This window comes from Bacteroides ndongoniae, assembly GCF_900108345.1.
Taxonomy (GTDB): Bacteria; Bacteroidota; Bacteroidia; order Bacteroidales; family Bacteroidaceae; genus Bacteroides; species Bacteroides ndongoniae.
Genome location: NZ_FNVV01000014.1, coordinates 1,162,593 through 1,186,524 on the forward strand (window position 1 = coordinate 1,162,593; position 23,932 = coordinate 1,186,524).

General features: G+C 44.9%; 19 protein-coding genes and 1 tRNA gene. 9 read left to right on the forward strand and 11 right to left on the reverse strand.

Annotated elements, in window-relative coordinates:
- Nucleotides 1–18 precede the first annotated feature (18 nt).
- The 4 genes from BQ5591_RS15630 to BQ5591_RS15645 form a co-directional block, all read right to left on the reverse strand.
- Complete coding sequence (locus tag BQ5591_RS15630; protein WP_071150771.1) at nucleotides 19–1,917, reverse strand: RagB/SusD family nutrient uptake outer membrane protein; 1,899 nt, start codon at nucleotides 1,915–1,917, stop codon at nucleotides 19–21.
- Between the two features lie 11 nt (nucleotides 1,918–1,928).
- Nucleotides 1,929–5,063: a SusC/RagA family TonB-linked outer membrane protein gene (locus BQ5591_RS15635; RefSeq protein ID WP_071150038.1), complete on the reverse strand. Its 3,135-nt coding sequence runs from the start codon at nucleotides 5,061–5,063 to the stop codon at nucleotides 1,929–1,931.
- Nucleotides 5,064–5,926: 863 nt separating this feature from the next.
- Nucleotides 5,927–6,616: a potassium channel family protein gene (locus BQ5591_RS15640; protein ID WP_071150039.1), complete on the reverse strand. Its 690-nt coding sequence runs from the start codon at nucleotides 6,614–6,616 to the stop codon at nucleotides 5,927–5,929.
- Nucleotides 6,617–6,634: 18 nt separating this feature from the next.
- Complete coding sequence (locus tag BQ5591_RS15645) at nucleotides 6,635–7,426, reverse strand: META domain-containing protein (protein WP_071150772.1); 792 nt, start codon at nucleotides 7,424–7,426, stop codon at nucleotides 6,635–6,637.
- A gap of 297 nt (nucleotides 7,427–7,723) precedes the next feature.
- Between BQ5591_RS15645 and BQ5591_RS15650 the strand changes: the two genes are divergently transcribed.
- The 3 genes from BQ5591_RS15650 to recA all read left to right on the forward strand — a co-directional run bounded on the left by BQ5591_RS15650 (nucleotide 7,724) and on the right by recA (nucleotide 10,603).
- Nucleotides 7,724–8,917, forward strand: coding sequence for a saccharopine dehydrogenase family protein (locus BQ5591_RS15650; RefSeq protein ID WP_071150040.1), 1,194 nt, complete (start codon nucleotides 7,724–7,726; stop codon nucleotides 8,915–8,917).
- A gap of 144 nt (nucleotides 8,918–9,061) precedes the next feature.
- Nucleotides 9,062–9,514, forward strand: a complete 453-nt coding sequence (bcp, locus tag BQ5591_RS15655) for a thioredoxin-dependent thiol peroxidase (RefSeq protein WP_022162216.1) — start codon at nucleotides 9,062–9,064, stop codon at nucleotides 9,512–9,514.
- Between the two features lie 45 nt (nucleotides 9,515–9,559).
- Complete coding sequence (gene recA, locus BQ5591_RS15660) at nucleotides 9,560–10,603, forward strand: recombinase RecA (protein ID WP_022162217.1); 1,044 nt, start codon at nucleotides 9,560–9,562, stop codon at nucleotides 10,601–10,603.
- 261 nt (nucleotides 10,604–10,864) lie between these two features.
- Here the strand turns inward: recA and BQ5591_RS15665 are convergent, their stop codons facing one another.
- Nucleotides 10,865–11,884, reverse strand: coding sequence for a YeiH family protein (locus BQ5591_RS15665; protein WP_071150041.1), 1,020 nt, complete (start codon nucleotides 11,882–11,884; stop codon nucleotides 10,865–10,867).
- A 373-nt stretch (nucleotides 11,885–12,257) separates the two neighbouring features.
- Here BQ5591_RS15665 and BQ5591_RS15670 point away from each other — a divergent pair, with 373 nt between their 5' ends.
- Entirely contained in the window at nucleotides 12,258–13,034 is a 777-nt protein-coding gene (locus BQ5591_RS15670; protein WP_071150042.1) for a patatin-like phospholipase family protein, read from the forward strand.
- 18 nt (nucleotides 13,035–13,052) lie between these two features.
- Here BQ5591_RS15670 and BQ5591_RS15675 read toward each other — a convergent pair whose 3' ends face one another.
- Together BQ5591_RS15675 and BQ5591_RS15680 are read right to left on the reverse strand one after the other, a co-directional pair.
- On the reverse strand, nucleotides 13,053–14,336 hold the full coding sequence (locus BQ5591_RS15675) for a porin family protein (protein ID WP_071150043.1): 1,284 nt from the start codon (nucleotides 14,334–14,336) through the stop codon (nucleotides 13,053–13,055).
- Between the two features lie 15 nt (nucleotides 14,337–14,351).
- Nucleotides 14,352–14,900 carry an RNA polymerase sigma factor gene (locus BQ5591_RS15680; protein ID WP_071150044.1) on the reverse strand — a complete coding sequence of 183 codons (549 nt, stop codon included), beginning with the start codon at nucleotides 14,898–14,900 and terminating at the stop codon, nucleotides 14,352–14,354.
- A gap of 361 nt (nucleotides 14,901–15,261) precedes the next feature.
- Here BQ5591_RS15680 and BQ5591_RS15685 point away from each other — a divergent pair, with 361 nt between their 5' ends.
- A complete protein-coding gene (locus tag BQ5591_RS15685) occupies nucleotides 15,262–15,948 on the forward strand; it encodes a NigD1/NigD2 family lipoprotein (RefSeq protein ID WP_022163076.1) in 687 nt (228 codons plus the stop codon).
- A 197-nt stretch (nucleotides 15,949–16,145) separates the two neighbouring features.
- Here the strand turns inward: BQ5591_RS15685 and BQ5591_RS15690 are convergent.
- Nucleotides 16,146–16,233 (reverse strand) — tRNA-Ser (locus BQ5591_RS15690).
- Between the two features lie 199 nt (nucleotides 16,234–16,432).
- Between BQ5591_RS15690 and BQ5591_RS15695 the strand changes: the two genes are divergently transcribed.
- From BQ5591_RS15695 to BQ5591_RS15705, 3 genes are read left to right on the forward strand one after another with little or no spacing between them, the layout of a single operon-like run.
- Nucleotides 16,433–16,900 carry a DUF4494 domain-containing protein gene (locus BQ5591_RS15695; RefSeq protein WP_022163074.1) on the forward strand — a complete coding sequence of 156 codons (468 nt, stop codon included), beginning with the start codon at nucleotides 16,433–16,435 and terminating at the stop codon, nucleotides 16,898–16,900.
- A gap of 30 nt (nucleotides 16,901–16,930) precedes the next feature.
- The gene (locus BQ5591_RS15700) at nucleotides 16,931–17,596 is read left to right on the forward strand and encodes a YggS family pyridoxal phosphate-dependent enzyme (protein WP_071150045.1); all 666 of its coding nucleotides are present in this window, start codon (nucleotides 16,931–16,933) and stop codon (nucleotides 17,594–17,596) included.
- A gap of 29 nt (nucleotides 17,597–17,625) precedes the next feature.
- Complete coding sequence (locus tag BQ5591_RS15705; RefSeq protein ID WP_022163072.1) at nucleotides 17,626–18,603, forward strand: dihydroorotate dehydrogenase-like protein; 978 nt, start codon at nucleotides 17,626–17,628, stop codon at nucleotides 18,601–18,603.
- A gap of 358 nt (nucleotides 18,604–18,961) precedes the next feature.
- Here the strand turns inward: BQ5591_RS15705 and BQ5591_RS15710 are convergent, their stop codons facing one another.
- The gene (locus tag BQ5591_RS15710; RefSeq protein WP_022163071.1) at nucleotides 18,962–20,287 is read right to left on the reverse strand and encodes a PhoH family protein; all 1,326 of its coding nucleotides are present in this window, start codon (nucleotides 20,285–20,287) and stop codon (nucleotides 18,962–18,964) included.
- 96 nt (nucleotides 20,288–20,383) lie between these two features.
- Here BQ5591_RS15710 and BQ5591_RS15715 point away from each other — a divergent pair, with 96 nt between their 5' ends.
- Complete coding sequence (locus BQ5591_RS15715) at nucleotides 20,384–21,637, forward strand: bifunctional folylpolyglutamate synthase/dihydrofolate synthase (protein WP_071150046.1); 1,254 nt, start codon at nucleotides 20,384–20,386, stop codon at nucleotides 21,635–21,637.
- Here BQ5591_RS15715 and BQ5591_RS15720 read toward each other — a convergent pair.
- Together BQ5591_RS15720 and BQ5591_RS15725 are read right to left on the reverse strand one after the other, a co-directional pair.
- On the reverse strand, nucleotides 21,605–21,979 hold the full coding sequence (locus BQ5591_RS15720; RefSeq protein WP_022163069.1) for a RidA family protein: 375 nt from the start codon (nucleotides 21,977–21,979) through the stop codon (nucleotides 21,605–21,607). The genes BQ5591_RS15715 and BQ5591_RS15720 overlap by 33 nt on opposite strands.
- A gap of 247 nt (nucleotides 21,980–22,226) precedes the next feature.
- Complete coding sequence (locus BQ5591_RS15725) at nucleotides 22,227–23,930, reverse strand: tetratricopeptide repeat-containing S1 family peptidase (RefSeq protein ID WP_071150047.1); 1,704 nt, start codon at nucleotides 23,928–23,930, stop codon at nucleotides 22,227–22,229.
- Nucleotides 23,931–23,932 lie beyond the last annotated feature (2 nt).

Here is a 23,932-nt window from a genome sequence, read left to right on the forward strand (position 1 = left end):
CAAAAATTCTCAAGACCATTACCAACCCGGATTTTGATAAAATTCCGGATAGATATTCACGTCAGCGACCTTTAAAGGCATCCAATAGTGTTTTTCTCCATAGTTACGAGTAAGGATTACTTCCTCTCTAAAGTTAGCCACGCGGCTCTGAGTCGGATCATCCTCATTCAGTTCAACACGATCGAACTCCTGCGAAGTCTTAATGGTATAAGGATATTCGGTCAATAATAACCAACGACGTAAGTCGTTGAAGCGATGACCTTCGTAAGCCAATTCTACGGCACGCTCACGCCTCAATTCGCTCATAAAACCATCCAAAGAACCACTATATTTGTCGGCTACGGCTCCCACACCTGCACGTTCGCGAATCTTATTGACTGCATCAAGAGCGGTCAATGAACATCCGTTACCGGTAGCTGCTGGAGTTCCATAAGCATTGGCTGCAGCTTCGGCATACATCAAATAAATGTCCGCCAAACGCATCCAGCTTACCTGAATAGTCAAAGCATCGCCATAGTCACGAAGACCTTCATCAAAACCGTTGACTAACAGTGGAGCGAACTTATGCAACAAATATCCCGTACGACTTTCATTCTTAACGTCACGGTAGCAACCGCCAGTATAAAGATTAGCATACTGAATCTGCTTATTACGTTGTTCCTCATTGAACTTTGCCGTATTTTGAATCACCTGTAATCCATCGTAAGTGATATCGTTATAAAAACGAGGATCACGATCGCGCCATGGATACTCTTTGTCGAATCCAGAATCAGGATCGGTCAAAGGAAGACCATTGGCCATACCATAATAGTTCACATAGTTAGCTGTCGGCGAGAATACTACTCCATTGGTCTCGTTAGCCATAGTTGAAGGAACAAACTGAGGACCCAAACACCAACCGGATCCCATCCACCAATCATACATCGGGGTCTGGAAAATAGCCTCAGTAGAACCAGGATTTTTACTGTTCTGCTTGAACGAATAGAAGATATCCGAGTAATGTTCAAAATCAACCAACGCATACTGGGTCTGACCACTTTCTACCAGATTCAACAATTCTGCAAAAGCGTCAGCAGCCTTCTTGCAATAGTCAGCATTGTAGGTACGACTACCATTGGTAGCATAGTTCATCAACGGACTACCAGCCCACAGATAATTCTTTCCTAAATAGCCCAAAGCCATAACTTTGTTGATGCGCTGTTGGTTATTCCCAAAAGTTGGTGCACCTGTAGCTGTATCATCCCAGTCAATGGGAAGCAAATCGGCTGCCATGCGAAAATCCTCAGCTGCACGGTCTGCACATTCCTGGTAACTTAGACGCGGATTGCGAAGCGGCTCGGTAGAAGAAGGCACTGAATCAATATAAGGCAGACCGCCAAAATACTGCATCAGTTCAAAATGGAACCAGCCACGGAAAAAGTAAAGCTGACCTAGAATCATATTACGCTGTTCGTCTGTAGCTTCCACCAGCTTATCTATATTTTCCAAACCTAAATTGCATTTACGAATGCCATACCAAGCCAATTTCCACAAAGATTTTTGAAATCGATCTGTCGAATTGGCGACTGTATTGCTACGGTCCATCCAACCACACTGCCAGCCGTCATGCTCAGACTGCCAACCCCAAAAATCACCCATATCGATTTTATAGCCCATGTGGTAATCGATGCTGAAAGAAATGATTTCATCCTCACCCCAATTGAAAGAATTGTTCCAATAACCATGGGCAAAGTCGGGAATACAATAATATAGTTCTTCTGTAAATCCCTGGAAATTACGGAAATTTTTGAACGCATCATCGGGATTCACGCTGCTTTCGGGTGCCTTGTCCAGATAGTCCTCACAGGAAGCCAACCCTAAGCAGCACAACGAAAGAAGTCCACCATAGAATAATGTACGTATATATTTTCTTTTCATATTCTGCAATTTTATAATGTGAATTTTAAACCGAAATTAATACGTTTTACCGTCGGATAAGCACCTTGCGAAGCCCAACCGGTACCGGCAAAGTTCGATTCACGGTCATCGGGCATACGAGTCCATACCCAAAGGTTATTACCGTTGACGTACAACTTCAGATTGGAAAGTCCCAGACTCTTTACCCAACCGCTAGTAAAGGTATAAGCTAACTCAATATTCTTCAAGCGGATGTAAGAACCGTCATAAAAGTAACGGGCAGCATCATAATAGCCGTTGGTAGTAGAGCCAAAACGCGGCATCGGTACATCAGGATTCGTATTGTACTTGGTCCAACGAGAGCCTTCGTCGTAGGCGATCAATTGTTTTTGACCGAAAGTGGAAAATACGACCTGACGAGTTACATTATTTACGCCATAGAACTGAACAAAGAAACTCCAACCCTTCCAGTCAAAACCCAAAGAAGCACTGTATGTATTCTGCGGACTGCCGGAGTATCCGTAAGGAATCTGGTCATAAGAGTTAATAATACCATCGCCATTGTAATCAAGGATATAATAGGTACCCGGTAACTTCTGGTCATCATTCGACTCGAAAGCTGTACTTCCGTATACATCATCCATCGTCTGTGTATAACCATGATCGACATAAGTATGTGTTTGGCCTATCTGCTTACCAGCATCCTTCTGATAATCGGGAAGCAATTCAGGGTCATCTGCATCAATCACCTCGTTCACTGCATGAGTCATATTCATGTTAGCCCACAAATGTAAACCGTTCTTCAAGGTCTTGTTGACGCGAAGCTCTAACTCGTAGCCACGGTTCTTCACCTTACCCATGTTCACCCAAGGAGCTGTAATGGTACCACCGAAGTAGGAAGGCATAGCACGGTCAGCACCACTGATCAAGATATCTGTACGCTTGTCTCTGAATATTTCCACATTACCAGCTAACAAACCGCCTAAGAATGAGTAATCGATACCAAAATTAAACTTACGGACAACTTCCCAGTGAATGTCTGCATTACCAACTGTAGTCTGACTATAGAATGAATAGGGACTATCTACATTATATAAACCAGTTTTAATGTTACCACCCATTGACCACTGGTCCATATAGAGCCAACGGCGAGAAGTATCCCATTCGCTACCAATCACGTCATTACCAATTTCACCATACGATGCTCTCAGCTTCAACATGTCAAGGAACTTCAGACCTTTCATAAACTTCTCTTCACTGATCATCCAGCCAAGAGCTCCCGAATTAAAGAATACAAAGCGATTGTCGGCACTAAACTTATCAGATCCATTGTAAGCACCGTTGTATTCCAGGAAGTATTTGTCAGCATAGTTGTAAGTGACACGGAAAGCCCAGTCTTCACGATAGTTGGGAACAATACTACCACGAGCACGTTCCTGACGGCTAAATAATCCCATCGCGCCTACATTATGTTTGCCAAATGTGTTGTTGTAATCGATCTGGGCTGAGTAATAAAGATGACGTTCAGTTGCACTGTTATCTATAGAACCACCTTCAGTTACCCAGTTGATTTGTTCGTGGAAATCAAAATTATGGCTACCTTGACTGGGGTTGTAACTAACAGCACCCGTATCCGGATCAATATATTTATATAAAGCCTGATCCGTAGAATTCACGCCACGATTCTGTTCATAAAATACATTATCCCAAGAAACCGAAGCTTTAGCACTTAAACCTTTCAACAAAAAGTCTAATTTCTGTTCCAACGTAAAGTCCGTAGTCAAACGGGTTGTAGTACGGGTATTCTGTCCGGCCAAAGCCAACTGGGCAACTGAGTTGTTGGCATTGTTAATAGGATCATAACCCCAAGTGCCATCTGAGTATTTGGGATAAAACACATTAGGAGGAGTGGTATAGGCACTACCCCAAATGTTGTACTCGTAAGCAGTACGCGGTCCCATTTTCACGCCATGTGAACCTGAAAGATTTGTTTTCAGCAAAGTTGTTTTAGTCAACTGAAAATCAAGGTTACTACGCATATTCACACGATTATAGCCATAAGTAGTCTGATAACCACGGCCATTATCATATTCTTTAAACAAGTCACCTTCGTGTTGATAGTCAATGGCTGCATAATATTTCACAAAGCGTGTACCACCACTGACACTGACATTTGCATTTTCTGAAAAAGCATAATCTTTAAACATCCAATCTGCCCAGTCGATATTGGGGTAACGCTCTGCTTCAGCCTGATTGGCCGGATAACGGTACTTGTCGATTTGTTCCTGTGGCATCATGTACATCCAAGAATCCGGAGTCAAACCTAATTCATATTCCACCGCATCATTACGAAGCTGAAGTGCATCATACGAATCTAACTTATTAGGTAGCTTTGAAGGCATTTTCAAGGCCATACTACCGCTAACATTAATAGTAGCCTTACCCTCTTTACCACGCTTTGTTGTAATAAGAATTACGCCGTTAGCACCCTTTACACCATAAACGGCTGTAGCAGAAGCATCCTTTAATACAGAAATTGACTCTACAGAATTCACATCAATACCGCTCATAGGACGTTCGATACCATCTACTAAGATCAATGGTGAACTATTATTCCAAGAACTGGCACCACGAATAACAATTTGAGGATCTTCTTCGCCCGGCATACCAGTAGAAGCTGTTGTAATAACGCCCGGTAAATTACCAGTCAGTGCAGAGCCCAAATCAGATACACCACCAGCACGTTCAAGTACCTTAGCAGAGGTTTGTGTAATAGCACCTACCACCGAAGCCTTTTTCTGTTGACCATAACCTACAACAACAACTTCTTCCAGTTGCTGAGAATCATCCACCAAGGTTACCTTTATTAATTTAGTAGGAGTAGCTTTCACCTCTTGTGATTTCATACCAACAAACGATACCACAAGAATTGCATTTTCATTGGGCACGGTCAACACAAAATTACCGTCTATATCTGAAATCGTACCTATTGATGTATTACCTTTAACCACGACCGAAGCACCAATGACCGTTTCACCTGTACTGTCAAATACAGTACCTTTTACCGTTATTCCTTTTTGAGCTGATACTGTCAAACAACTGAAAAGCATCAAAAGGAACAGGTAAGGAATTTTTTGAATTTTCAATCTTACATTTTTCATTACCATTAGTTTAAGATGTTAATAATACATTCTCATTTTTCTACAGCTATTATTTACCAACAGCATACTAACCATCATCATAGTGTTTTCCCATAATCACATTGTTATTGCTAATACTACATATAATTAAAAAAATCACATAAAAAGTTGATCTAAATATGAAAAATGATCTTATTAATACTTCTATTAAAAGCCACTTTCCGGTCTACATAGAACTCTTTTTCTGCCACAAATCTATTAAATGATTTTTAAACGATTATTCACGCTTGTTACATCTTCTTTCATGTACGTTACATTACATTTTTCGTCATAAATCATTTTTTTGATTATGTAACATTATTATTAGATTACGTAACGTTACAAAACACAACTATCTGTATATTAATATTTTACAAAAATCATTTTTGAAGCTGTAGAGATGCCACAAAAGTCCAGATTTTAACGACATACAAAAAAGTGTAGCGGCAAACGGAAATGTGAAAATGTAACGTACAGAAAAACAAATGTAACGTATGTGCAAATATGAAGGAAACAAAATTATCCGTTCCCGAGGAGTAGCTGCAAGCATTGAATAAGCAAAAAGATAAAAGGGGGAGAAAATCGAAACTAAACAGACAAACAATACAAATATAGAATGCAAGTGTCGCTCGCGAGCCACACTTGCACGGCTCGCGAGCGACACTTGTTCCGTTCGTGAACAATACTTGTTGTTCAGCGCAACGTTACATGTCACCCACAATAAGATTGATTATTATAGAATCGGGAATTAACATCTAAGCCGATTTGGCTTATATAGATAGTTACGTTTACCAAGTGGCACTTGGCAAACGTAACATAGCTTTTTTGAAAAAAGTTCTAAAAGGAAAGAATTATTTCAAGGCCTTCCAGAATTTTCGGAAATCGTGGTAACGGCCATAGCAAACCAGCTGATCGCCTTCCTGAACTTGCTCTTTGTCGAAAGCTCCTTCGACTACAGTACGTTCAACAAACGATATGTCGAGAGCATTCTTCTGAGTCCCGGCACGCTTCAAAGCCAGAAGTTGCAAATGGAACTCTGAGTCCAGTTTCAGTTCGCTTACATAATATCCCACCAGACGGGAAGGTGCGGTGAACTTTACAACATAGTATTCCGAATCTATCTGGAAAGTCTCCATATCGGCTCCAAACTCAAGCATACGAACCAACGAACGGGCAGCATCGGCTTCGGGAGTAAGAATGCGTTCCAATCCGAAAGCTTCGAGTATGGCACGATGAACCGAATCGATGGCACGGGCATAGATGCGCTTTACTTTCTTCTGCTTCAGCAACGCTACCGTACGGATGGAAACTCCCAAATTCTTTCCTACGGAAACGATCACAACATCGACCGTATTGAGCGGAAGAACGGAAAGAGCCTGCTCGTCGGTTGCGTCGATGACAAAAGTAGCTGCAATCTTATCCTTCAGACAGTCTGCCCTACTGGCATTAATATCTGCACCTATCACCTCGTGTCCCAAAGCTGAAAGTTCTTCAGCAAGTACACTACCGTAATTGTTTAAACCGATAACAATATATTTCATAATGCTGAATGGGAGAAATTACTCCTTCGTCAGTACCAAAACCAGCGTATTTTCTGCATTGTAGAGACCTACGCCGCCGTTGGCCAACTTACCAAAGGAACGAACAGAATTCAATGCCTTAAGAATGCTGCTTTCGATTTCCATATCCGGACATGCCATCATGGTACTGATAACTTGCGGGAAAGACACTGCTGCAGAATTTGCATCCTCGGTCTGAATACCTCCGTTAATGACATTGCAACCAGCATTTCCGTGCAGACGCTTTTCTGCCACGTTGAATTCAAGGAAAGGTTTATTCTCCAGACTGTCGGGAACAGCTACTCCGCTTACTTCACTGATGAGCCACTTACCGGACAAATCGTTCAGCGTCACCGTCGCCGGCCGTTTCTGCAATACTGCAATAGGGCGTTTGGACGAACCGCACAAGGCTATCTGATCATCGCCCAGCTTCTTATACTTTTTCACTTGCGACAGGGCTGCCAAGACATTTTTTTCGACAGTCATGTCAGGACACATCATACGCGTACTTCCCAAAGCTCCCAAATCGATAGTACCCGGCTTAGCATTTACATCGAAACGGCCAGTCATACGGTTACATCCGCTGTTGCCATACACTGTTCCCTGCGCAACATCGAAACCGATGAAAGGAAACGCCTGACCCGGTGCCGGAACCACTGCCGCACCATTCAGTTCAATGATATTCCACTCTCCACTGATGTCGGCTACAGTTGCCGCATTTTTTGTCGATGCACAAGACGAAGCAATCACCATCGTTAATACCATACATAAAGAAACAAAAACATTTTTCATCATCATTCGTTATTATTTAAGTTTTAAGTTAATAAATCCATCACCTAATCTTCTGAAAGACAGAAAGACGTTAGTGAAAGCATATCACAACCACATGAATTCATGGGCAAATATAAACTATATTCCTTATTAAACACAACAAAATAACCAGAAAAGAAACAGAATGTTCAAGAACAGGGCTAAATTCTCCCAAGTATTTAGCACGATTTTAATGCTTATGTGAGAATTAACCCGTATATTTGCTCAAAATTACTTTAAAAGGAATTTATTTCGTAACCTTATTAATATAACAAGAAAATGGGTAAAGTTCTTATTATTGGTGCAGGCGGTGTAGGTACCGTTGTTGCCCACAAAGTGGCTCAAAATCCTGATGTATTCACCGAAATCATGATTGCCAGCCGCACCAAATCAAAATGCGATGCAGTAGTAAAAGCAATCGGTAACCCTAACATCCAAACCGCTCAGGTGGATGCAGACAACGTAGACGAACTGGTGGCACTGTTCAACAGCTTCAAGCCGGAAATCGTTATCAACGTGGCCCTTCCCTATCAGGATCTTACCATCATGGAAGCCTGCCTGAAAACCGGAGTAAACTATCTGGATACTGCCAACTACGAACCGAAGGACGTGGCCCACTTCGAATATAGCTGGCAATGGGCTTACAAGAAACGCTTCGAGGATGCCGGTCTGACCGCTATCCTGGGATGTGGTTTCGACCCGGGTGTCAGTGGTGTCTATACAGCCTATGCAGCCAAGCATCATTTCGACGAAATACAGTATCTGGACATTGTCGATTGCAACGCCGGTAATCACCATAAAGCTTTTGCGACTAACTTCAATCCCGAAATCAACATCCGCGAAATCACACAGAACGGACGTTATTATGAAAACGGCCAGTGGATAACTACCCAACCGATGGAAATCCACAAAGACCTGACTTATCCTAACATCGGTCCGCGCGATTCTTACTTGCTCTATCACGAAGAGCTGGAATCACTGGTAAAGAATTTCCCCACCATCAAACGGGCACGCTTCTGGATGACTTTCGGACAGGAATACCTGACACACTTGCGCGTTATCCAAAACATCGGTATGGCTCGTATCGACGAAGTGGAATACAACGGCGTAAAAATCGTTCCGCTCCAATTCCTGAAGGCTGTATTGCCTAACCCGCAGGATCTGGGCGAGAATTACGAAGGCGAAACCTCTATCGGATGCCGCATCCGCGGACTGAAAGACGGAAAAGAACGCACCTACTACGTATACAATAACTGCAGCCATCAGGCAGCCTATAAGGAAACCGGTATGCAGGGAGTGAGCTACACCACTGGCGTTCCGGCCATGATCGGAGCCATGATGTTCCTGAAAGGCATCTGGAAAAAGCCGGGAGTATGGAACGTAGAGGAATTCGATCCGGATCCGTTCATGGAGCAGCTTAACAAGCAGGGACTGCCCTGGCACGAAGTATTCGACGGCGATCTGGAACTCTGAGTTTGTAAGTTTATGAGTTTTTGAGTTTCTAAGTTTGTAAGTTATAAGCTTTTGAATTGAAATAAAGCAATAACCAATAAACTTACAAACTCAAAAACTAAAGAACTGCATACTTATATTATTAACCATTAATCATTATCCCGCATGAACGTAGGAGACAAAGCACCCGAACTGCTGGGTGTAAACGAAAAAGGCGAAGAAATCCGTCTCAGCAACTATAAAGGCAAGAAGATTGTACTCTACTTCTACCCTAAAGACAGTACTTCGGGCTGTACGGCTCAGGCATGTAACCTGCGCGACAATTACAGCGAATTGCGTCAGGCCGGATACGAAGTGATAGGAGTAAGCGTAGACAGCGCCAAATCGCATCAGAAATTCATCGAAAAAAATGCGCTTCCGTTTACGCTGATTACCGATACCGACAAAAAACTGGTAGAAGAATTCGGAGTATGGGGAGAAAAAAGCATGTACGGGCGTAAATACATGGGAACGTTTCGCACTACCTTCCTGATTAACGAAGAAGGGGTGATAGAACGCATCATCGGCCCTAAAGAGGTAAAAACCAAGGAACATGCCAAACAGATTCTTGGAGAATAACAACCTTGAGGCTACTTAATTATCCAACTATCAAAAAAACAGCTTATGGCAAAAAAAGACGAACTTAATTTTGACGAGAATGGTACAGCTCCACAGGCTTCCAGCGAAAAGCTGAAAGCATTGCAAGCTGCCATGGACAAAATAGAAAAAAGCTTCGGAAAAGGCTCAATCATGAGAATGGGAGGCGAAGAAATCGAGCCGATCGACGTGATTCCTACCGGCTCCATCGGCCTGAATGCCGCTTTGGGGGTAGGTGGTTATCCACGTGGACGTATCATCGAAATCTATGGTCCGGAATCTTCCGGTAAAACAACGCTTGCCATCCATGCCATCGCCGAAGCACAAAAAGCGGGCGGTATCGCTGCATTCATCGATGCCGAACATGCATTCGACCGCTTCTATGCGGCCAAATTGGGAGTAGATATCGACAACCTGCTCATCTCGCAGCCCGACAATGGAGAACAGGCGCTGGAAATAGCCGACCAGCTGATTCATTCATCAGCCATCGACATCATCGTTATTGACTCTGTAGCCGCACTGACCCCGAAAGCTGAAATAGAAGGCGACATGGGAGACAACAAAGTGGGACTTCAGGCACGTCTGATGTCGCAAGCCCTGCGCAAACTGACGTCTGCTATCAGCAAAACACGTACCTGCTGTATCTTCATCAACCAATTGCGTGAAAAAATCGGAGTAATGTTTGGCAATCCTGAAACGACTACAGGTGGTAACGCACTGAAATTCTATGCTTCGGTACGTATCGACATCCGCCCCGGACAAGCCATCAAGAACGGAGAAGAAATCTTAGGCAAGCAGACCAAAGTGAAGGTTGTCAAGAACAAAGTGGCTCCTCCCTTCCGCAAAGCAGAGTTCGACATCATGTTTGGCGAGGGTGTGTCGCGTGCAGGCGAAATCATTGACTTGGGTGCCGAACTGGGCATCATCAAGAAAAGCGGTTCCTGGTTCAGCTACAACGATACCAAGCTGGCACAAGGACGCGATGCGGCCAAGCAAGTCATCATGGACAATCCTGAACTGGCAGAAGAACTGGAAGGACTTATCTTTGCCGAACTGAAAAAAGAGAAATAAAAGCTTCTCTTCAGCCTTTTCGGCTATCATATAGAGATAATAAATACAGGCGGAACTTTACGAATATCATCGATTCTGTAAAGTTCCGCCTGATTTTATCTGTAAAGGTACGTAGCAAAACAAAAGGTAACAGCCCTATTGTTTTTAGGGCAGTCATCCGAAGCCAGCAAGGCCCTTCATTTTTCTCTAACTGGGAAAAAATTTTTTCCTAACTGGGGAATATTTTTTCCCTAGTTAGGAAAATTTTGCTACAGAATATCTTTAAAACCAATAGATATATGCCAAAGTACTCAAGCTGATAACTACCCACAACAAAACGCCTTGAATCAGTGGCTTAATACCTACAGCCTTCAGGACATCGCGCGAGAGAGAGGCACCGATGAAGAACAAAGTAATCGTCAGCGTCTTGCGGGCAAATTCATTAATGCCTTCACCTATCATCATTCCTGTAGAAGTAGTACCCAGCACATAGGTATTGAACACCATAGCCAATACGAAAAAGAATATGAACCAGGGGATGCTGACTTTCTGACCTTTGCTCTTAAATATAAAGGATGTGACAAAGGCCAACGGAATAATCCAAAGGGCACGAGTCAGTTTGATTGTAGTAGCAATCTTCAGAGCCTCTTCACCGTAAGCCGCACCGGCACCTACCACCGAACTGGTATCGTGAATGGCAATAGCTGCCCACGTTCCAAATTCCTGTTGGCTCATATCAAGCGCATGACCTATCACCGGGAATATGAATAAAGCAATGGCATTCAGTATAAAGATGGTGCCCAAAGCGACCGACATTTCAGTATCTTTTGCCTTCAGCACAGGGCCTACAGCCGCAATGGCACTACCGCCGCAAATGGCTGTACCGGTACTGATCAGGTACGAAGTGTCACGGTCTACTTTCAGGAACTTACGTCCTATCACCCAACCGATGAGCAAAGTACCAATCACCGAGATAATCGTAAACTCCATGCCCTCTTTTCCCGAAGCCAACGAAGCATGAAGATTCATGCCGAATCCCAGTCCGACGACAGAATACTGAAGCAGATATTTTGAAACCTTCTTATTGAATTTCGGATGTGCCTGTCCACACGACAGTGCAAATGCCAATCCCAGGAACAAAGCTACAGGAGGAGTGACCCATGCCGAATAAGCCTGCATACCTGGTACGTAGTCCAAAAGCAAGAAGAAAGAAAGGATAAAAAGCAGAGACACATAAATCATTTTATTGTTCCGCTGCAATGCAGACAGGCTTATAGCCTTTGTCGCCTGATGTGATGCCATATTAAATCTATTTTTTAGTTAATAAAACTGTTTAATTCCTCGATTTCGACCGCAAAGGTACGCTTCTTTCTATTACCACACCAATCGTTTCTTTTTATAGGATATAACTTCTGGTTATAGCATTTCTTTTAATGGGAACAATTCACTTTCTTTGTATCAGAAAACAGAAAAGCACAAAAGAAGAAATATAACTCAACTTTCGCAAGCTCAAGTTGCAGTTGACAAGTAACAAGTTGACGAGTTAACAAGGCGTTTGTAGTGAGCCGTTTCAAGCGGCACTTTATCAAACAGGGAGTTCCAGCCTAGTAGACTTGTTAACTGAAGCCTTGTCTACTAATAAGTTGAGCACTTGCGAAACTTAAGAAATATAACTATGGACAAACAAAAAGTAGCATTGGTACTCTCGATGGGAGGTGCACGAGGAATAGCCCACATCGGCGTAATAGAAACACTGCTGAAACATCATTTCGAGATAACTTCCATCACCGGCAGTTCTATGGGAGCTATGGTCGGAGCCATGTATGCTACCGGCAAACTGGAAGAGTGCAAAAACTGGTTCTGTTCCTGGAACAGATGGAAAATGCTGCAAATGGCCGATGTCACGATAAGCCGAAGCGGGCTGGTAAAAGGAAATCGTTTTATCCGCGAGCTTGGCCGCATTATTCCGGATGTCAGCATCGAAAGCCTGCCCCTACCCTATACGGCTTTGGCAACCGACATTGCCCACGACGAAGAAGTAAGATTTGTACAAGGCAGCCTGCTCGAAGCCATCCGCGCTTCAATGTCCATTCCTATGTTGTTCTGCCCTGTACGCAAAGACGGAAGAGTTCTGGTAGACGGCGGCATTCTGAACCCATTGCCTATACGGCATGCCCCGCGAAAAGAGGATACACTGCTGATAGCTGTCGATGTCAACGCACCATCCACAGACGAAAGTGCAAGACGCTTCAATCCATACTTGATATTGACCAAGTCGTCCAGACTCATGATGCAGGAAATAACCCGACGCGAAATTGCTCAATATTCTCCAGACCTACTGATACAGATGTCCGGTGATGAATACGATATGATGGATTTCCATCGTGCTGCGTCCATCGTTGAAAGCGGCAAAAAAGCCGCCGAAGAAGCCCTTGCCTTATCCGGATATTAGACTGTCCGAATAACAGGGCTAATAAGAAAGACGGAAGCCAGCCTGCAACGTAAAATTACAAGGGTTCTCCTTACGGATAGTCTGTATATCAGATCCATCATCGAAGAAATACGACACACCCGGCTCGACATAGAATCCCAAGTGATTGGTCAGGTTCAGCTGTGCACCGACAGCACCCAATACAGAAAGCTGCAACGGCTTGACCGTTTCTTTTTCGCTGTCGATGGTGCCATACACACACTTTTCTACAGCGCCTCCTGCCGATACGTAAACGGTGAATGTCTTCGTATCAATGAAATTCCAGTTGGCCCTCAAAGGTATACCTATATAATGCAGCTTCTGGCTTACAATGTCCGAACTGCCGGCATATTTAACATCCGAGGCAAGATAGGTATAGGTAAGTCCGGTTTCCAACGAAAAGCCTTTAGGAAGACCTTTACGCAACGAAAGCCCCACTGTAACCGGCTGTTTGTGATCGATGGAAACAACCTGATTGCTTCTTCCCAATAAATAAGGGATTCCTCCCTGGAACACAACTTCCTGTCCTTCCGGTATGGTAACCATACCATTTGATGTAGAAATCAAATCGACTTTACTTCCATTGGGTACCGAGCTGACACTGTAATCCTGCATCCAAGAATCAGTGTTGTTTAACGAATTGCCACCAGTATTTCCCACAGATATACCTACCGACCAGCCTTTCGACTTCTTATGCTTTTTCATTTCAGTCGGATAAGTCAGCTTTTCCTTCTTCACAGGCCGACGCTGTGCAGCCTGTTTCTTCTCCTCGTTCGATGCGGGAACAGTGGCTTTATCTTCTTCTCTCTCAGCCTTGTTATTTCCAGCTTTTTCTTCAGATACAACAGGCTGGGTTCTAGTCTCTTCTTCTTTTAGCACGTTTTCCTCCAGATTGTCCCGCAAATCAATCTGCTGTGCCACCAGATTCTTCGTCCGTGCCTTTCTACCTTTATTATAATAAACAGGCTCAGGCATCTCAGTCTGCTTTTCCTGCACAGCCGGCTCCGGCAACTCATCGGGAACTACAGCCAAAGCAGGCATACTTGTATTCCTGATTTCATCTGCTACCGGACTTTGCAACAGCCAGACTCCCACCGAAGAGACTACAAGCAGTAAAGCAACAGCAGCAGCTACCGTCCAGCGACGGAAAAATATCGTCCGCTTCATTCTGACAGGAGAAGGCTGCAATGCCTTTTCCAACCGTTCCCAACCATCAGACGGCAACGGTTCAGAATAATCGTCGAGACGTTCTTTCATCTTTTTCAACCACAATTCCTCTTTCATACGCTTTTCATCTGTTTAAGCATTGTTTTTCATCCACTCACGAATCTTAGTAGCCAGCGCAGCCTTCGCACGCACTAATTGTGAAGCAGACGATTTTTCGTTAATGCCCAGCAACTGGGCAATTTCTTTATGTGATTTTTCTTCAAATACGTATAAATTGAATACAGTACGATAGCCTGTCGGCAATTCATTGATGAAACGCATCAGCACCTTTTGGGGAATAACATCAATCGAAGACGCGTCCGGTTCTTCATACACCTGAGGAACATTCTCCAAGGCTGTCGCCTGATTCATTACATCGTTCTTACGCAAATATTGCAATACTGTATTCACCATGACACGCTCCATCCACGCACGCAGAGAACCTTCGCCCCGCCACGTAAACTTATCGAAAGAATCGAATATCTTCAAGAAACCATCGTGCAACAAGTCCTGTGCAACCTCCCTATCGGTTATATAACGGAGGCAAACGCTGAACATACGCCCTGCATAATGCTCATACAACTCCTTGCGGGCAATATTGTCGCCTTGCCTACACCGTTCTGCCAGTACTTGTTCTTCCATCCTTTCTTTCAACACGTGTTTATTCTAAAAATGCAATGGCCGCAAAAATACTGCATCGGCAGCAGAAGTTTTTTTTCTTGTATTTCTTTAACATTTATCTGTGCAGTAATCAGCCGGACAATGCATTTAAATAAACGATTCAACTTTCGCAAGCTCAAGTTGCAGTTGACAAGCAACAAGTTGACGAGTTGACAAGGCGTTTGTAACGAGCCGTTTCAAGCGGCACTTTATCAAACAGGGAGTTCCAGCCTAGTAGACTTGTTAACTGAAGCCTTGTCAACTAATAAGTTGAGCACTTGCGAAACTTAAGTAAACGATCAAAGTTTTGACAACAAGATTTTCAAGGACTGCTAATTGGCTTATGAAAACAAAGAGACCAATATTTATCATATTTATAGCTGCACTGCTGATGCCATTGTTGCATGCTTGCCTGGACGATGATACGACCAATCATCACCAGCTTACTATCGGCACAATCAAAGTAGTGGACGGACAGGAATATTACTTCGCATTGGATGAAGGTACAAAGATGTACCCCGGTGATACGACAAACATACACAACTATACTGTTGTTCCCGAACAGCGTGCCTTTGTATATTTCGACCTGCTGGAAGAAAAGGTTTCCGGTTACGATTACAACGCTGCCATCTACCGTATCGAGAATATTCTGACGAAGGACATTTACCTTATGCCCGCCGAAAAAGAAGACAGCATCGGAGACGACCGCATCAATATTACAAACATGTGGATAGCCAACGACCATCTGAACATCCAATATCAGATACACTATGACGACACTTCAAACAAAAGTCACATGCTGAATCTGATTGTGAACGAAGCTGCAGATGATAAAAATGACAAGGAAGACTATCTGACACTGGAATTCCGCCACAACGCTTATGGCGAGGCGCAACGCAAATTAGGTCCGGGAATAGTTTCGTTCAGGTTGAACAACATCAGACAACTGGCCGAAGGAAAGCGAGGGCTGAACATCCGCGTCAACACGCTATACAACGGCATCAGTTATCAGACAATAGATTTTCAATGATACAACCTAAAACCTTATTATATTGACCGACGAACGAGAATGTGCCCCAAAGCATATTCTCGTTCTTTTTTCATAATGTATGGATTATCGTTTGGACAGCTATAAAATGACAACCACTCCCAATCGCCGCTAAATAAAAAAGGCCCTGCAAGAAAACACTTGCAAGACCTTTTTTTCATCACAGCAATCTAACTTCGCGGAGAGAACGAGATTCGAACTCGTGATACCCTTTAGGGGTATACACGCTTTCCAGGCGTGCCTCTTCAACCACTCGAGCACCTCTCCAATGCGGGTTAAACCGACTATTTTTCGTTTTGCGGGCGCAAAGATATTCAATATTTCCAATAATACAAAAAAAGAGAAGTATTTTTCGTTACTAAGAAATAATGTACTACATTTGTCCTGCGCTTTACAACAAAGCATTCGCTTAAACGCGAAAAGATAAACAATAATAACTTTACAACTAACTTAAAATTAGAAAATTATGTCAATGCATACTTGGTTTGAGTGTAAAATCCGCTACGAGAAAACAATGGAAAACGGTATGAACAAGAAAGTTACTGAACCCTATCTGGTAGACGCACTCAGCTTTACTGAAGCAGAAGCCCGTATCATCGAAGAAATGACTCCGTTCATCACAGGCGAATTTACGGTTTCTGACATCAAACGTGCCAATTACAGCGAACTCTTTCCTTCGGATGAAGAAGCTGCCGACCGCTGGTTCAAATGCAAGCTGATCTTCATCACACTGGACGAGAAAAGCGGTGCCGAAAAGAAATCGTCAACGCAGGTTCTTGTGCAGGCTGCCGACCTGAGAGATGCCGTCAAGAAACTAGACGAAGGCATGAAAGGTACCATGGCCGACTATCAGATTGGCTCTGTAGCCGAAACAGCCATCATGGATGTATATCCATACAGCGCCGAACCCAACGACAAGCCGGAAGTACAATAAGAAATAGAAAACACCTAAGTATTATCACCCATGATTGCAGAAAATCTGAAACAAGTATTGAATGAATTGCCCGCAGGGGTGCGGCTGGTTGCCGTTTCCAAATTTCACCCCAACGAAGCAATAGAAGAAGCTTACCGCGCCGGACAACGGATTTTCGGCGAAAGCAAAGTACAGGAAATGGATGCCAAACATGAAAGTCTGCCTCAAGACATCGAATGGCATTTCATCGGGCATCTGCAAACAAACAAAGTGAAATACATTGTTCCCTACGTAGCGCTTATACACGGGATAGACTCTTACAAGCTGCTTGCCGAAGTAGACAAACAGGCTGCCAAAGCCAACCGCACAGTCCGCTGCCTGCTACAATTGTACATAGCTCAGGAGGAGACCAAATTCGGTTTCAGCTTTGAGGAATGCCGCGAAATGTTGCAGGCCGGCGAATGGAAAAACCTGCATAACGTACAGATATGCGGCCTGATGGGCATGGCATCGAACACCGACAACGTAGAACAAATACGCAAAGAATTCTGTTCTTTACATGAATTCTTCGAGGAAGTGAAATCTACGTGGTTTGCCGGCTCCGACAGCTTCAAGGAACTCTCCATGGGCATGTCGCACGACTATCACGAAGCCATAGCAGCCGGAAGTACACTGGTGCGCGTAGGAAGCAAAATTTTTGGAGAAAGAAACTATTAAATCATTTATCACCTATAAAATTTACTATCATGGCAACATTAGAAACGACTTTTGCAGGGTTGAAACTTAAAAACCCGATTATCGTCAGCAGCTGCGGCCTGACAGACAGTGCGGACAAAAACAAGAAACTCTGCGAAGCAGGAGCAGGAGCCATCGTACTGAAATCGCTGTTCGAGGAACAGATTATGATGGAGGCAGACTGGATGGGCGATCCTAACATGTATCCGGAAGGCAGCGACTACTTGGTCGGATATATTCGTGAACACAAGCTGGGCGAATACCTGCGCCTCATCAGCGAGAGCAAGAAGGTATGCAACATACCTATCATTGCCAGCATCAACTGCTATCAGGATGCAGACTGGATTAACTTTGCCAAAAAGATAGAAGAAGCGGGAGCCGATGCACTCGAAATCAACATCCTGGCTCTGCAGACTGACGTACAATATACATACGGCAGCTTCGAACAACGCCACATCGACATCTTGCGCCACATTAAGAATACAGTCAAGATACCCGTCATCATGAAGCTGGGCGACAACCTGACCAATCCCGTAGCACTCATCAACCAACTCTATGCCAACGGTGCGGCAGCTGTTGTCTTGTTCAACCGCTTCTACCAGCCGGACATCAACATCGACAAGATGACTCAAGTGGCAGGTGACGTGTTCAGCAACGAAGCCGACCTTTCCAAGTCGCTCCGCTGGACAGGCATCGCATCGGCTGCTGTCAGCAAGATAGACTATGCCGTCTCAGGCGGAATCCACTCGGCCGAAGGCGTAGTGAAAGCTATACTGGCAGGTGCATCGGCTGTAGAAATCTGTAGCGTGCTCTACAAAGAATCGCCTGCTGTCATCGAGCAGTATAATCAGTTCATCGCAAAATGGATGGACGGCAAAGGCATGGAAAACATCGCACAATTCAAAGGCCGTCTGAACGTAGGCGACGTGAAAGGTGTGAACACTTTTGAGCGTACACAGTTCCTGAAGTATTTCGCATCGCACGAATAAGTCCACGACAGCGATATTGACCGACAAATAAAAATGCCAAAATGAATAAGACGCCCTTATTCGTTTTGGCATTTTTGCTTTCACCCGTGAAGCTTCATCTTTCACCACAAACAACTTATTCCCAATAGCTTACAATCAGGTGAAAGCGTGAAAGCTATTCCATAGAAGAACTAACACCCTACTTTAGCCCGCCAAATACCTACTTTGGAAACGTAAAGTGAAACATTAGCCTACTGAAAAAGGGATATTACGCACCGCAACAAGCAATGTTAGTGCGCCTAACAAACAATGTCAGCATGCGCAACAAACAATGTGAAAGCACGTAGCAAGCCATGCAAGTGTTACAGAAACGCCCTGTTTACATCAGGTTGCTGGCCAGCTCGCTCAGTTCGCTACGCTCGCCTTTCACCAGATTGACGTGGGCAAAAAGATTCTGGTCGCGCATACGGTCGATCATATAAACCAGACCATTGGATTGGCTGTCCAAATAAGGCTGGTCGATCTGCTGAATATCGCCCGTAAACACCATTTTGGTTCCTTCGCCCGCACGGGTAATGATGGTCTTGATTTCGTGAGGAGTCAGGTTCTGCGATTCGTCGATGATGCAGTATGTCTCGCTCAGACTACGTCCGCGGATAAAAGCCAACGCCTCGATCACCAGCTGGTCGCTCTTCTGCATATCTTCCAGCCGTTTTACTTCGCTGGAGTTGGAGGCAAACTGATGCTTGATGACATTCAGATTGTCGAACAAGGGTTGCATATAAGGTGCCACCTTTTCCTTGGCATCTCCCGGCAGGAAGCCCAGATCCTTGTTGGACAGTGCCACGATAGGTCGTGCCAGCAATATCTGTTTGTAGTCCGTCAGTTTGCCCAAGGCTGCCGCCAAAGCCAACAAGGTCTTACCCGTACCGGCTTTTCCCGTCAGGGCTACAAGTTTGATGTTCGGGTCGTTCAGCACTTCGAAGGCAAAGCTCTGCTCGGCATTGCGCGGCTCGATGCCATAGTTTTTCGTCTTATTGACACGACAGACGGCATGCAGGAACGGATTGTATCGCGCCAGCACACTGTTGCGGTCGCTCTTCAGTACAAAACATTCGTTGGGATGGAGAACGTCCTTAAAGTCGAACTCGCTGATATCAATGCCTTCTCTCGAAGAATAGATACGGTCGATCAAAGCCGGATCAATACCTTCGAACACCTCGTTCGACTTCTCGAAGATATCAACATTCATCACCTTGTCAGTGATATAGTCCTCGCACAGCAAACCGATGGAGCGAGCCTTCATGCGCAGATTGACGTCCTTGGTCACCAGCACAGTCTTCATGTCAGGGTGTTTCCGCCCTACGTAGTCGGTCACCGCCAGTATCTGATGGTCGGGAATACGTTCAGGGAAGGATTCGTGCACCTTAGTCGATTCCACCAAACCAGCCACCACAAACAGGCGGCCCAGTCCTTCACCCAAAGGAGCACCTTTCGTAAAGAGGTCATCATCGGTAATCAGGTCAAGCTCGCGAACAAATTCACGGGCATTGAAATTAATCTGCTCATTACCTTTCTTGAACTTATCCAGTTCTTCGAGCACCACGATAGGAAGATAAATGTCATTTTCCTGAAAATTCTTCAAGCAGTTATAATCGTGAAGAATCACATTCGTATCAATTACAAAATTTTTCTTTGCTCCCATATCCGTTAGATTTAAATAGTTAATATCTTTGTTGCTTATAAAGATAACAAATTAATGAAGGAATTGACTTTCCTTTGCCGTTAAAGTTTATAAAAGATGGATTATCAGCACACTTTAGAGTACTTATACAACAGTGTCCCCATGTTTCAGCAAGTAGGCAGCAGTGCTTACAAGGAGGGATTGGAGAACACCCTCGCACTGGACGAACACTTCGGACACCCCCACCGCAACTTCCGCACCATACACGTAGCAGGTACCAACGGAAAAGGTTCCTGCTCGCACACCCTGGCAGCCATCCTGCAGGAAGCAGGCTACCGGACAGGACTGTATACTTCGCCCCATCTGGTCGACTTCCGCGAACGTATCCGAGTCAACGGACAACCCGTCCCTGAAGAATACGTCATACGCTTTGTCGAAGAGGAACGCAGTTTTTTCGAACCTCTGTCTCCCTCGTTCTTCGAACTGACTACGGCCATGGCGTTCCGTTATTTTGCCGACCAGAAAGTCGACGTAGCTATCATCGAAGTAGGCCTGGGCGGCCGGTTGGACTGTACCAACATTATCCGCCCCGACTTGTGCATCATTACCAACATCAGTTTCGACCACACCCAGTTCCTTGGCAGCACACTGGCTCAGATAGCCAGCGAAAAGGCAGGAATCATCAAGCAAGACATCCCCGTCGTGATTGGTGAAACCACCCCCGAAACCCGTCCGGTATTCGCAGAGAAAGCACAAGCGGTACAGGCTCCCATCTGTTTCGCCGAAGACCATGTGCCGGAAGAATATTCCGACATGGATTATGAACTGAAAGGACTCTATCAGGAAAAGAACCGGCGGACGTTACTGACAGCCCTGCCACTGCTGAAAAAAGCCGGTTACCACCTCAGCGAACAGGCCATACGCAACGGCTTCGCCCACGTATGCGAACTGACCGGACTGATGGGCCGCTGGCAGAAGCTGCAAGACGCTCCCACCCTGATTTGCGACACTGGACATAACGTTGGCGGCATCACCTACATAGCCGAGCAGCTGAAGCAGCAGACCTACCGGAAGCTGCACATCGTAATGGGTATGGTCAACGACAAGGACATCCGCGGTGTACTGGCACTGCTTCCACGCGATGCCGACTACTACTTCACCAAAGCCAGCGTGAAGCGTGCACTGCCCGAAGCCGAACTGACCCGCCTGGCCAATGCAGCCGGCCTGCAGGGCGAATGCTACCCCGACGTACCGACAGCCGTCCGTGCCGCGCAAGAAAAAAGCCTCCCAGAAGACTTCATCTTCGTAGGAGGCAGTAGCTTTATAGTAGCCGACTTGTTAGCGAGCCGCGATGCACTCAATCTCCACTAACGCATCCTTCGGCAATGCTTTGACAGCTACAGCCGAACGTGCCGGATAATCGCCGCTGAAATAAGTGGCATATACCTTATTCATATCAGCAAACAAAGACATGTCGGCCAGAAATACCGTTGTCTTTACAATGTTTGCCATGCCCAATCCTGCTTCTTCCAGAATGTGCTTCACATTCTCCAAAGACTGGCGGGCTTGGGCTTCCACGCCTTCGGGCATCACGCCGGTAGCCGCATCAATAGGCAACTGACCTGAAACAAAAACCATTCCGTTGGCTTCGATAGCCTGGCTATAGGGGCCGATAGCACCCGGTGCCTTCTGACTGCAAATAACTTTTTTCATATTCAACTAAATTTAGTGATAGTATAATATATAAGATAATCCATTCAACAAGAAAAAACATGCACCCGGCATGCAGTATTCTTTAAAACGGTGCATTTATTATAACAGATACGATAAAAATACACCTATACCTAAACTTAACTTTTATATAGACCTAACTTTAATGTTTATGCAAAGGGAAAGAAATCCCTGACAAAGAAGAGGAGCGTTGACGAAGCGCCCCTCTTCTTTGCATTATAAACAGTGCTTACTTGCAATGCTTGCTAATCAAAGAATCTACATTCGGATCTCCCAATTCTTTTGCCTTGGCAAAACTTTCGCATGCCTCAGCTTTCTGCTTCAGCTGCAGTTGTGCAATACCTTTCAGGCGATAAGCTTCCGCATACTTGGGATCGATCTTCAAAGCCTCATCCAGCACTTTCAACGCTTCTTCATTGCGTCCTACCCGGATATTGATAACGGCCAGCTCGGCACGATAGGTCAGATCTTTCGGATTCAATTCGATAGCCTTTGCCATATCGTCCAAAGCCCGTTGATATTGCTTCGACTTCAAGGCAGCCTGCTCCCTGTAATAATAGAACACATCGTTGACCTGACCATTCATGGCCTTGAAATATTCATCATAATCGAGTAAAGCCTGACGAGGACGGTCTGCATTCATGCGTGCCTGTGCACGTCCCAGCAGATAAGGAGCAGCCGCTTCCGTATAAGGCGGAGTAAAGCGAACCACACAACTGTCCATCAAAGCCAGAATTTCTTCCTGCGGTGCCTGCATCACCTCCTTGATTTTAGCTGTCGTAAAGAATGTCGCAGGCGAAGCCATACTGCTTCGGTTGACCTGCTCGTAAGAAGCGAGCGAAGCTGCATAATCCTGCTTGGCAAACTGGATATCGCCTTGCAACTGGATGTATACAGGAAGCGGATTAAGCTCTACAGCCTTGCTTATTGCTTCCAAAGCCTTATCGTACGACCAGTCTTTATACACCTTCTCGGGGTTTTCGAGCATATAACCGTATATCAGCTTGGCTATGTTATAATACACATCGTCCTTCTTGGAAGCAACCTCCAATGCCTTGTCCAAATCGGCAACCACTTTCTCCATTGTAGCGTCATCTTTCGACTTATACAAAAGGTTGGTAGCTCGGCGCACATAGCCGTCTGCATTTGCCGGATACCGGGCTATAAAATCGTCCAGCAATTCAGCATATTTCTCTGGCGTAACCTGCGAAGATGCCATATAGAGAAATACCAGTGCCTCCTCTTCCGTATCGGGCAATGCCTTCTTAATCTGAATATTGCGTAAAGCCATATCATTAAAAGAAAGTGGATTGATTTTCAGAGCCATCACAAAGCGAGCGTCAACAGCATAACAGATCGTTGCCGTATCCTTGCCAGACGACTGCTGTGCCAGTCCGAAGACTTCTCCCTCTGGCGTCATAACAGGACAGCTTACCATCTTCTCCTTCAGATGCATGTTCAGCGTATAATAATTGTAATTGTCGGCAACCTTGTCTACTCCCTTCACTTTGCCCGAAGTGCAAGAACGGTCCTTCCGCGTGGAATAAGGCAAAAGATAAACATCCGAATCGACAGCCGGAACCGTTGCAGCCATTTGCAAAGCCGGAACTTTCTTCTCGGTAATAGCTACCTTGAATTTGATGACGTCGTACATATCATCGGCTCCCATAATTTCCTCGACGGGCATCTGCTTACCTTCCGAGTTCAATATCAGGGCACGTTCCGCTCCCTTAAATAAAGAGTAGTCCGACAGGGCTACGCCGTCTTCACTGACAAAGAAGCCATTGCCCGTGTTCAGTATTTTGTCATCCTTATCGTAAGTGATCACCGAGAAGACAGCTTTCTTGGCCTTCTCTACCCATTTGGGTGCCTGAGCCATTGTCCACTGGGCCAGCAGGCACAAAACAAACAATACTAAATATTTCTTTTTCATTC

Bases quoted from the DNA above. Each gene is read 5' to 3' on its own strand.
- BQ5591_RS15630 (WP_071150771.1), bottom strand. From the start codon at position 1,917: ATGAAAAGAAAATATATACGTACATTATTCTATGGTGGACTTCTTTCG.
- BQ5591_RS15635 (WP_071150038.1), bottom strand. From the start codon at position 5,063: ATGGTAATGAAAAATGTAAGATTGAAAATTCAAAAAATTCCTTACCTG.
- BQ5591_RS15640 (WP_071150039.1), bottom strand. From the start codon at position 6,616: ATGAAATATATTGTTATCGGTTTAAACAATTACGGTAGTGTACTTGCT.
- BQ5591_RS15645 (WP_071150772.1), bottom strand. From the start codon at position 7,426: ATGAAAAATGTTTTTGTTTCTTTATGTATGGTATTAACGATGGTGATT.
- BQ5591_RS15650 (WP_071150040.1), top strand. From the start codon at position 7,724: ATGGGTAAAGTTCTTATTATTGGTGCAGGCGGTGTAGGTACCGTTGTT.
- bcp (WP_022162216.1), top strand. From the start codon at position 9,062: ATGAACGTAGGAGACAAAGCACCCGAACTGCTGGGTGTAAACGAAAAA.
- recA (WP_022162217.1), top strand. From the start codon at position 9,560: ATGGCAAAAAAAGACGAACTTAATTTTGACGAGAATGGTACAGCTCCA.
- BQ5591_RS15665 (WP_071150041.1), bottom strand. From the start codon at position 11,884: ATGGCATCACATCAGGCGACAAAGGCTATAAGCCTGTCTGCATTGCAG.
- BQ5591_RS15670 (WP_071150042.1), top strand. From the start codon at position 12,258: ATGGACAAACAAAAAGTAGCATTGGTACTCTCGATGGGAGGTGCACGA.
- BQ5591_RS15675 (WP_071150043.1), bottom strand. From the start codon at position 14,336: ATGAAAGAGGAATTGTGGTTGAAAAAGATGAAAGAACGTCTCGACGAT.
- BQ5591_RS15680 (WP_071150044.1), bottom strand. From the start codon at position 14,900: ATGGAAGAACAAGTACTGGCAGAACGGTGTAGGCAAGGCGACAATATT.
- BQ5591_RS15685 (WP_022163076.1), top strand. From the start codon at position 15,262: ATGAAAACAAAGAGACCAATATTTATCATATTTATAGCTGCACTGCTG.
- BQ5591_RS15695 (WP_022163074.1), top strand. From the start codon at position 16,433: ATGTCAATGCATACTTGGTTTGAGTGTAAAATCCGCTACGAGAAAACA.
- BQ5591_RS15700 (WP_071150045.1), top strand. From the start codon at position 16,931: ATGATTGCAGAAAATCTGAAACAAGTATTGAATGAATTGCCCGCAGGG.
- BQ5591_RS15705 (WP_022163072.1), top strand. From the start codon at position 17,626: ATGGCAACATTAGAAACGACTTTTGCAGGGTTGAAACTTAAAAACCCG.
- BQ5591_RS15710 (WP_022163071.1), bottom strand. From the start codon at position 20,287: ATGGGAGCAAAGAAAAATTTTGTAATTGATACGAATGTGATTCTTCAC.
- BQ5591_RS15715 (WP_071150046.1), top strand. From the start codon at position 20,384: ATGGATTATCAGCACACTTTAGAGTACTTATACAACAGTGTCCCCATG.
- BQ5591_RS15720 (WP_022163069.1), bottom strand. From the start codon at position 21,979: ATGAAAAAAGTTATTTGCAGTCAGAAGGCACCGGGTGCTATCGGCCCC.
- BQ5591_RS15725 (WP_071150047.1), bottom strand. From the start codon at position 23,930: ATGAAAAAGAAATATTTAGTATTGTTTGTTTTGTGCCTGCTGGCCCAG.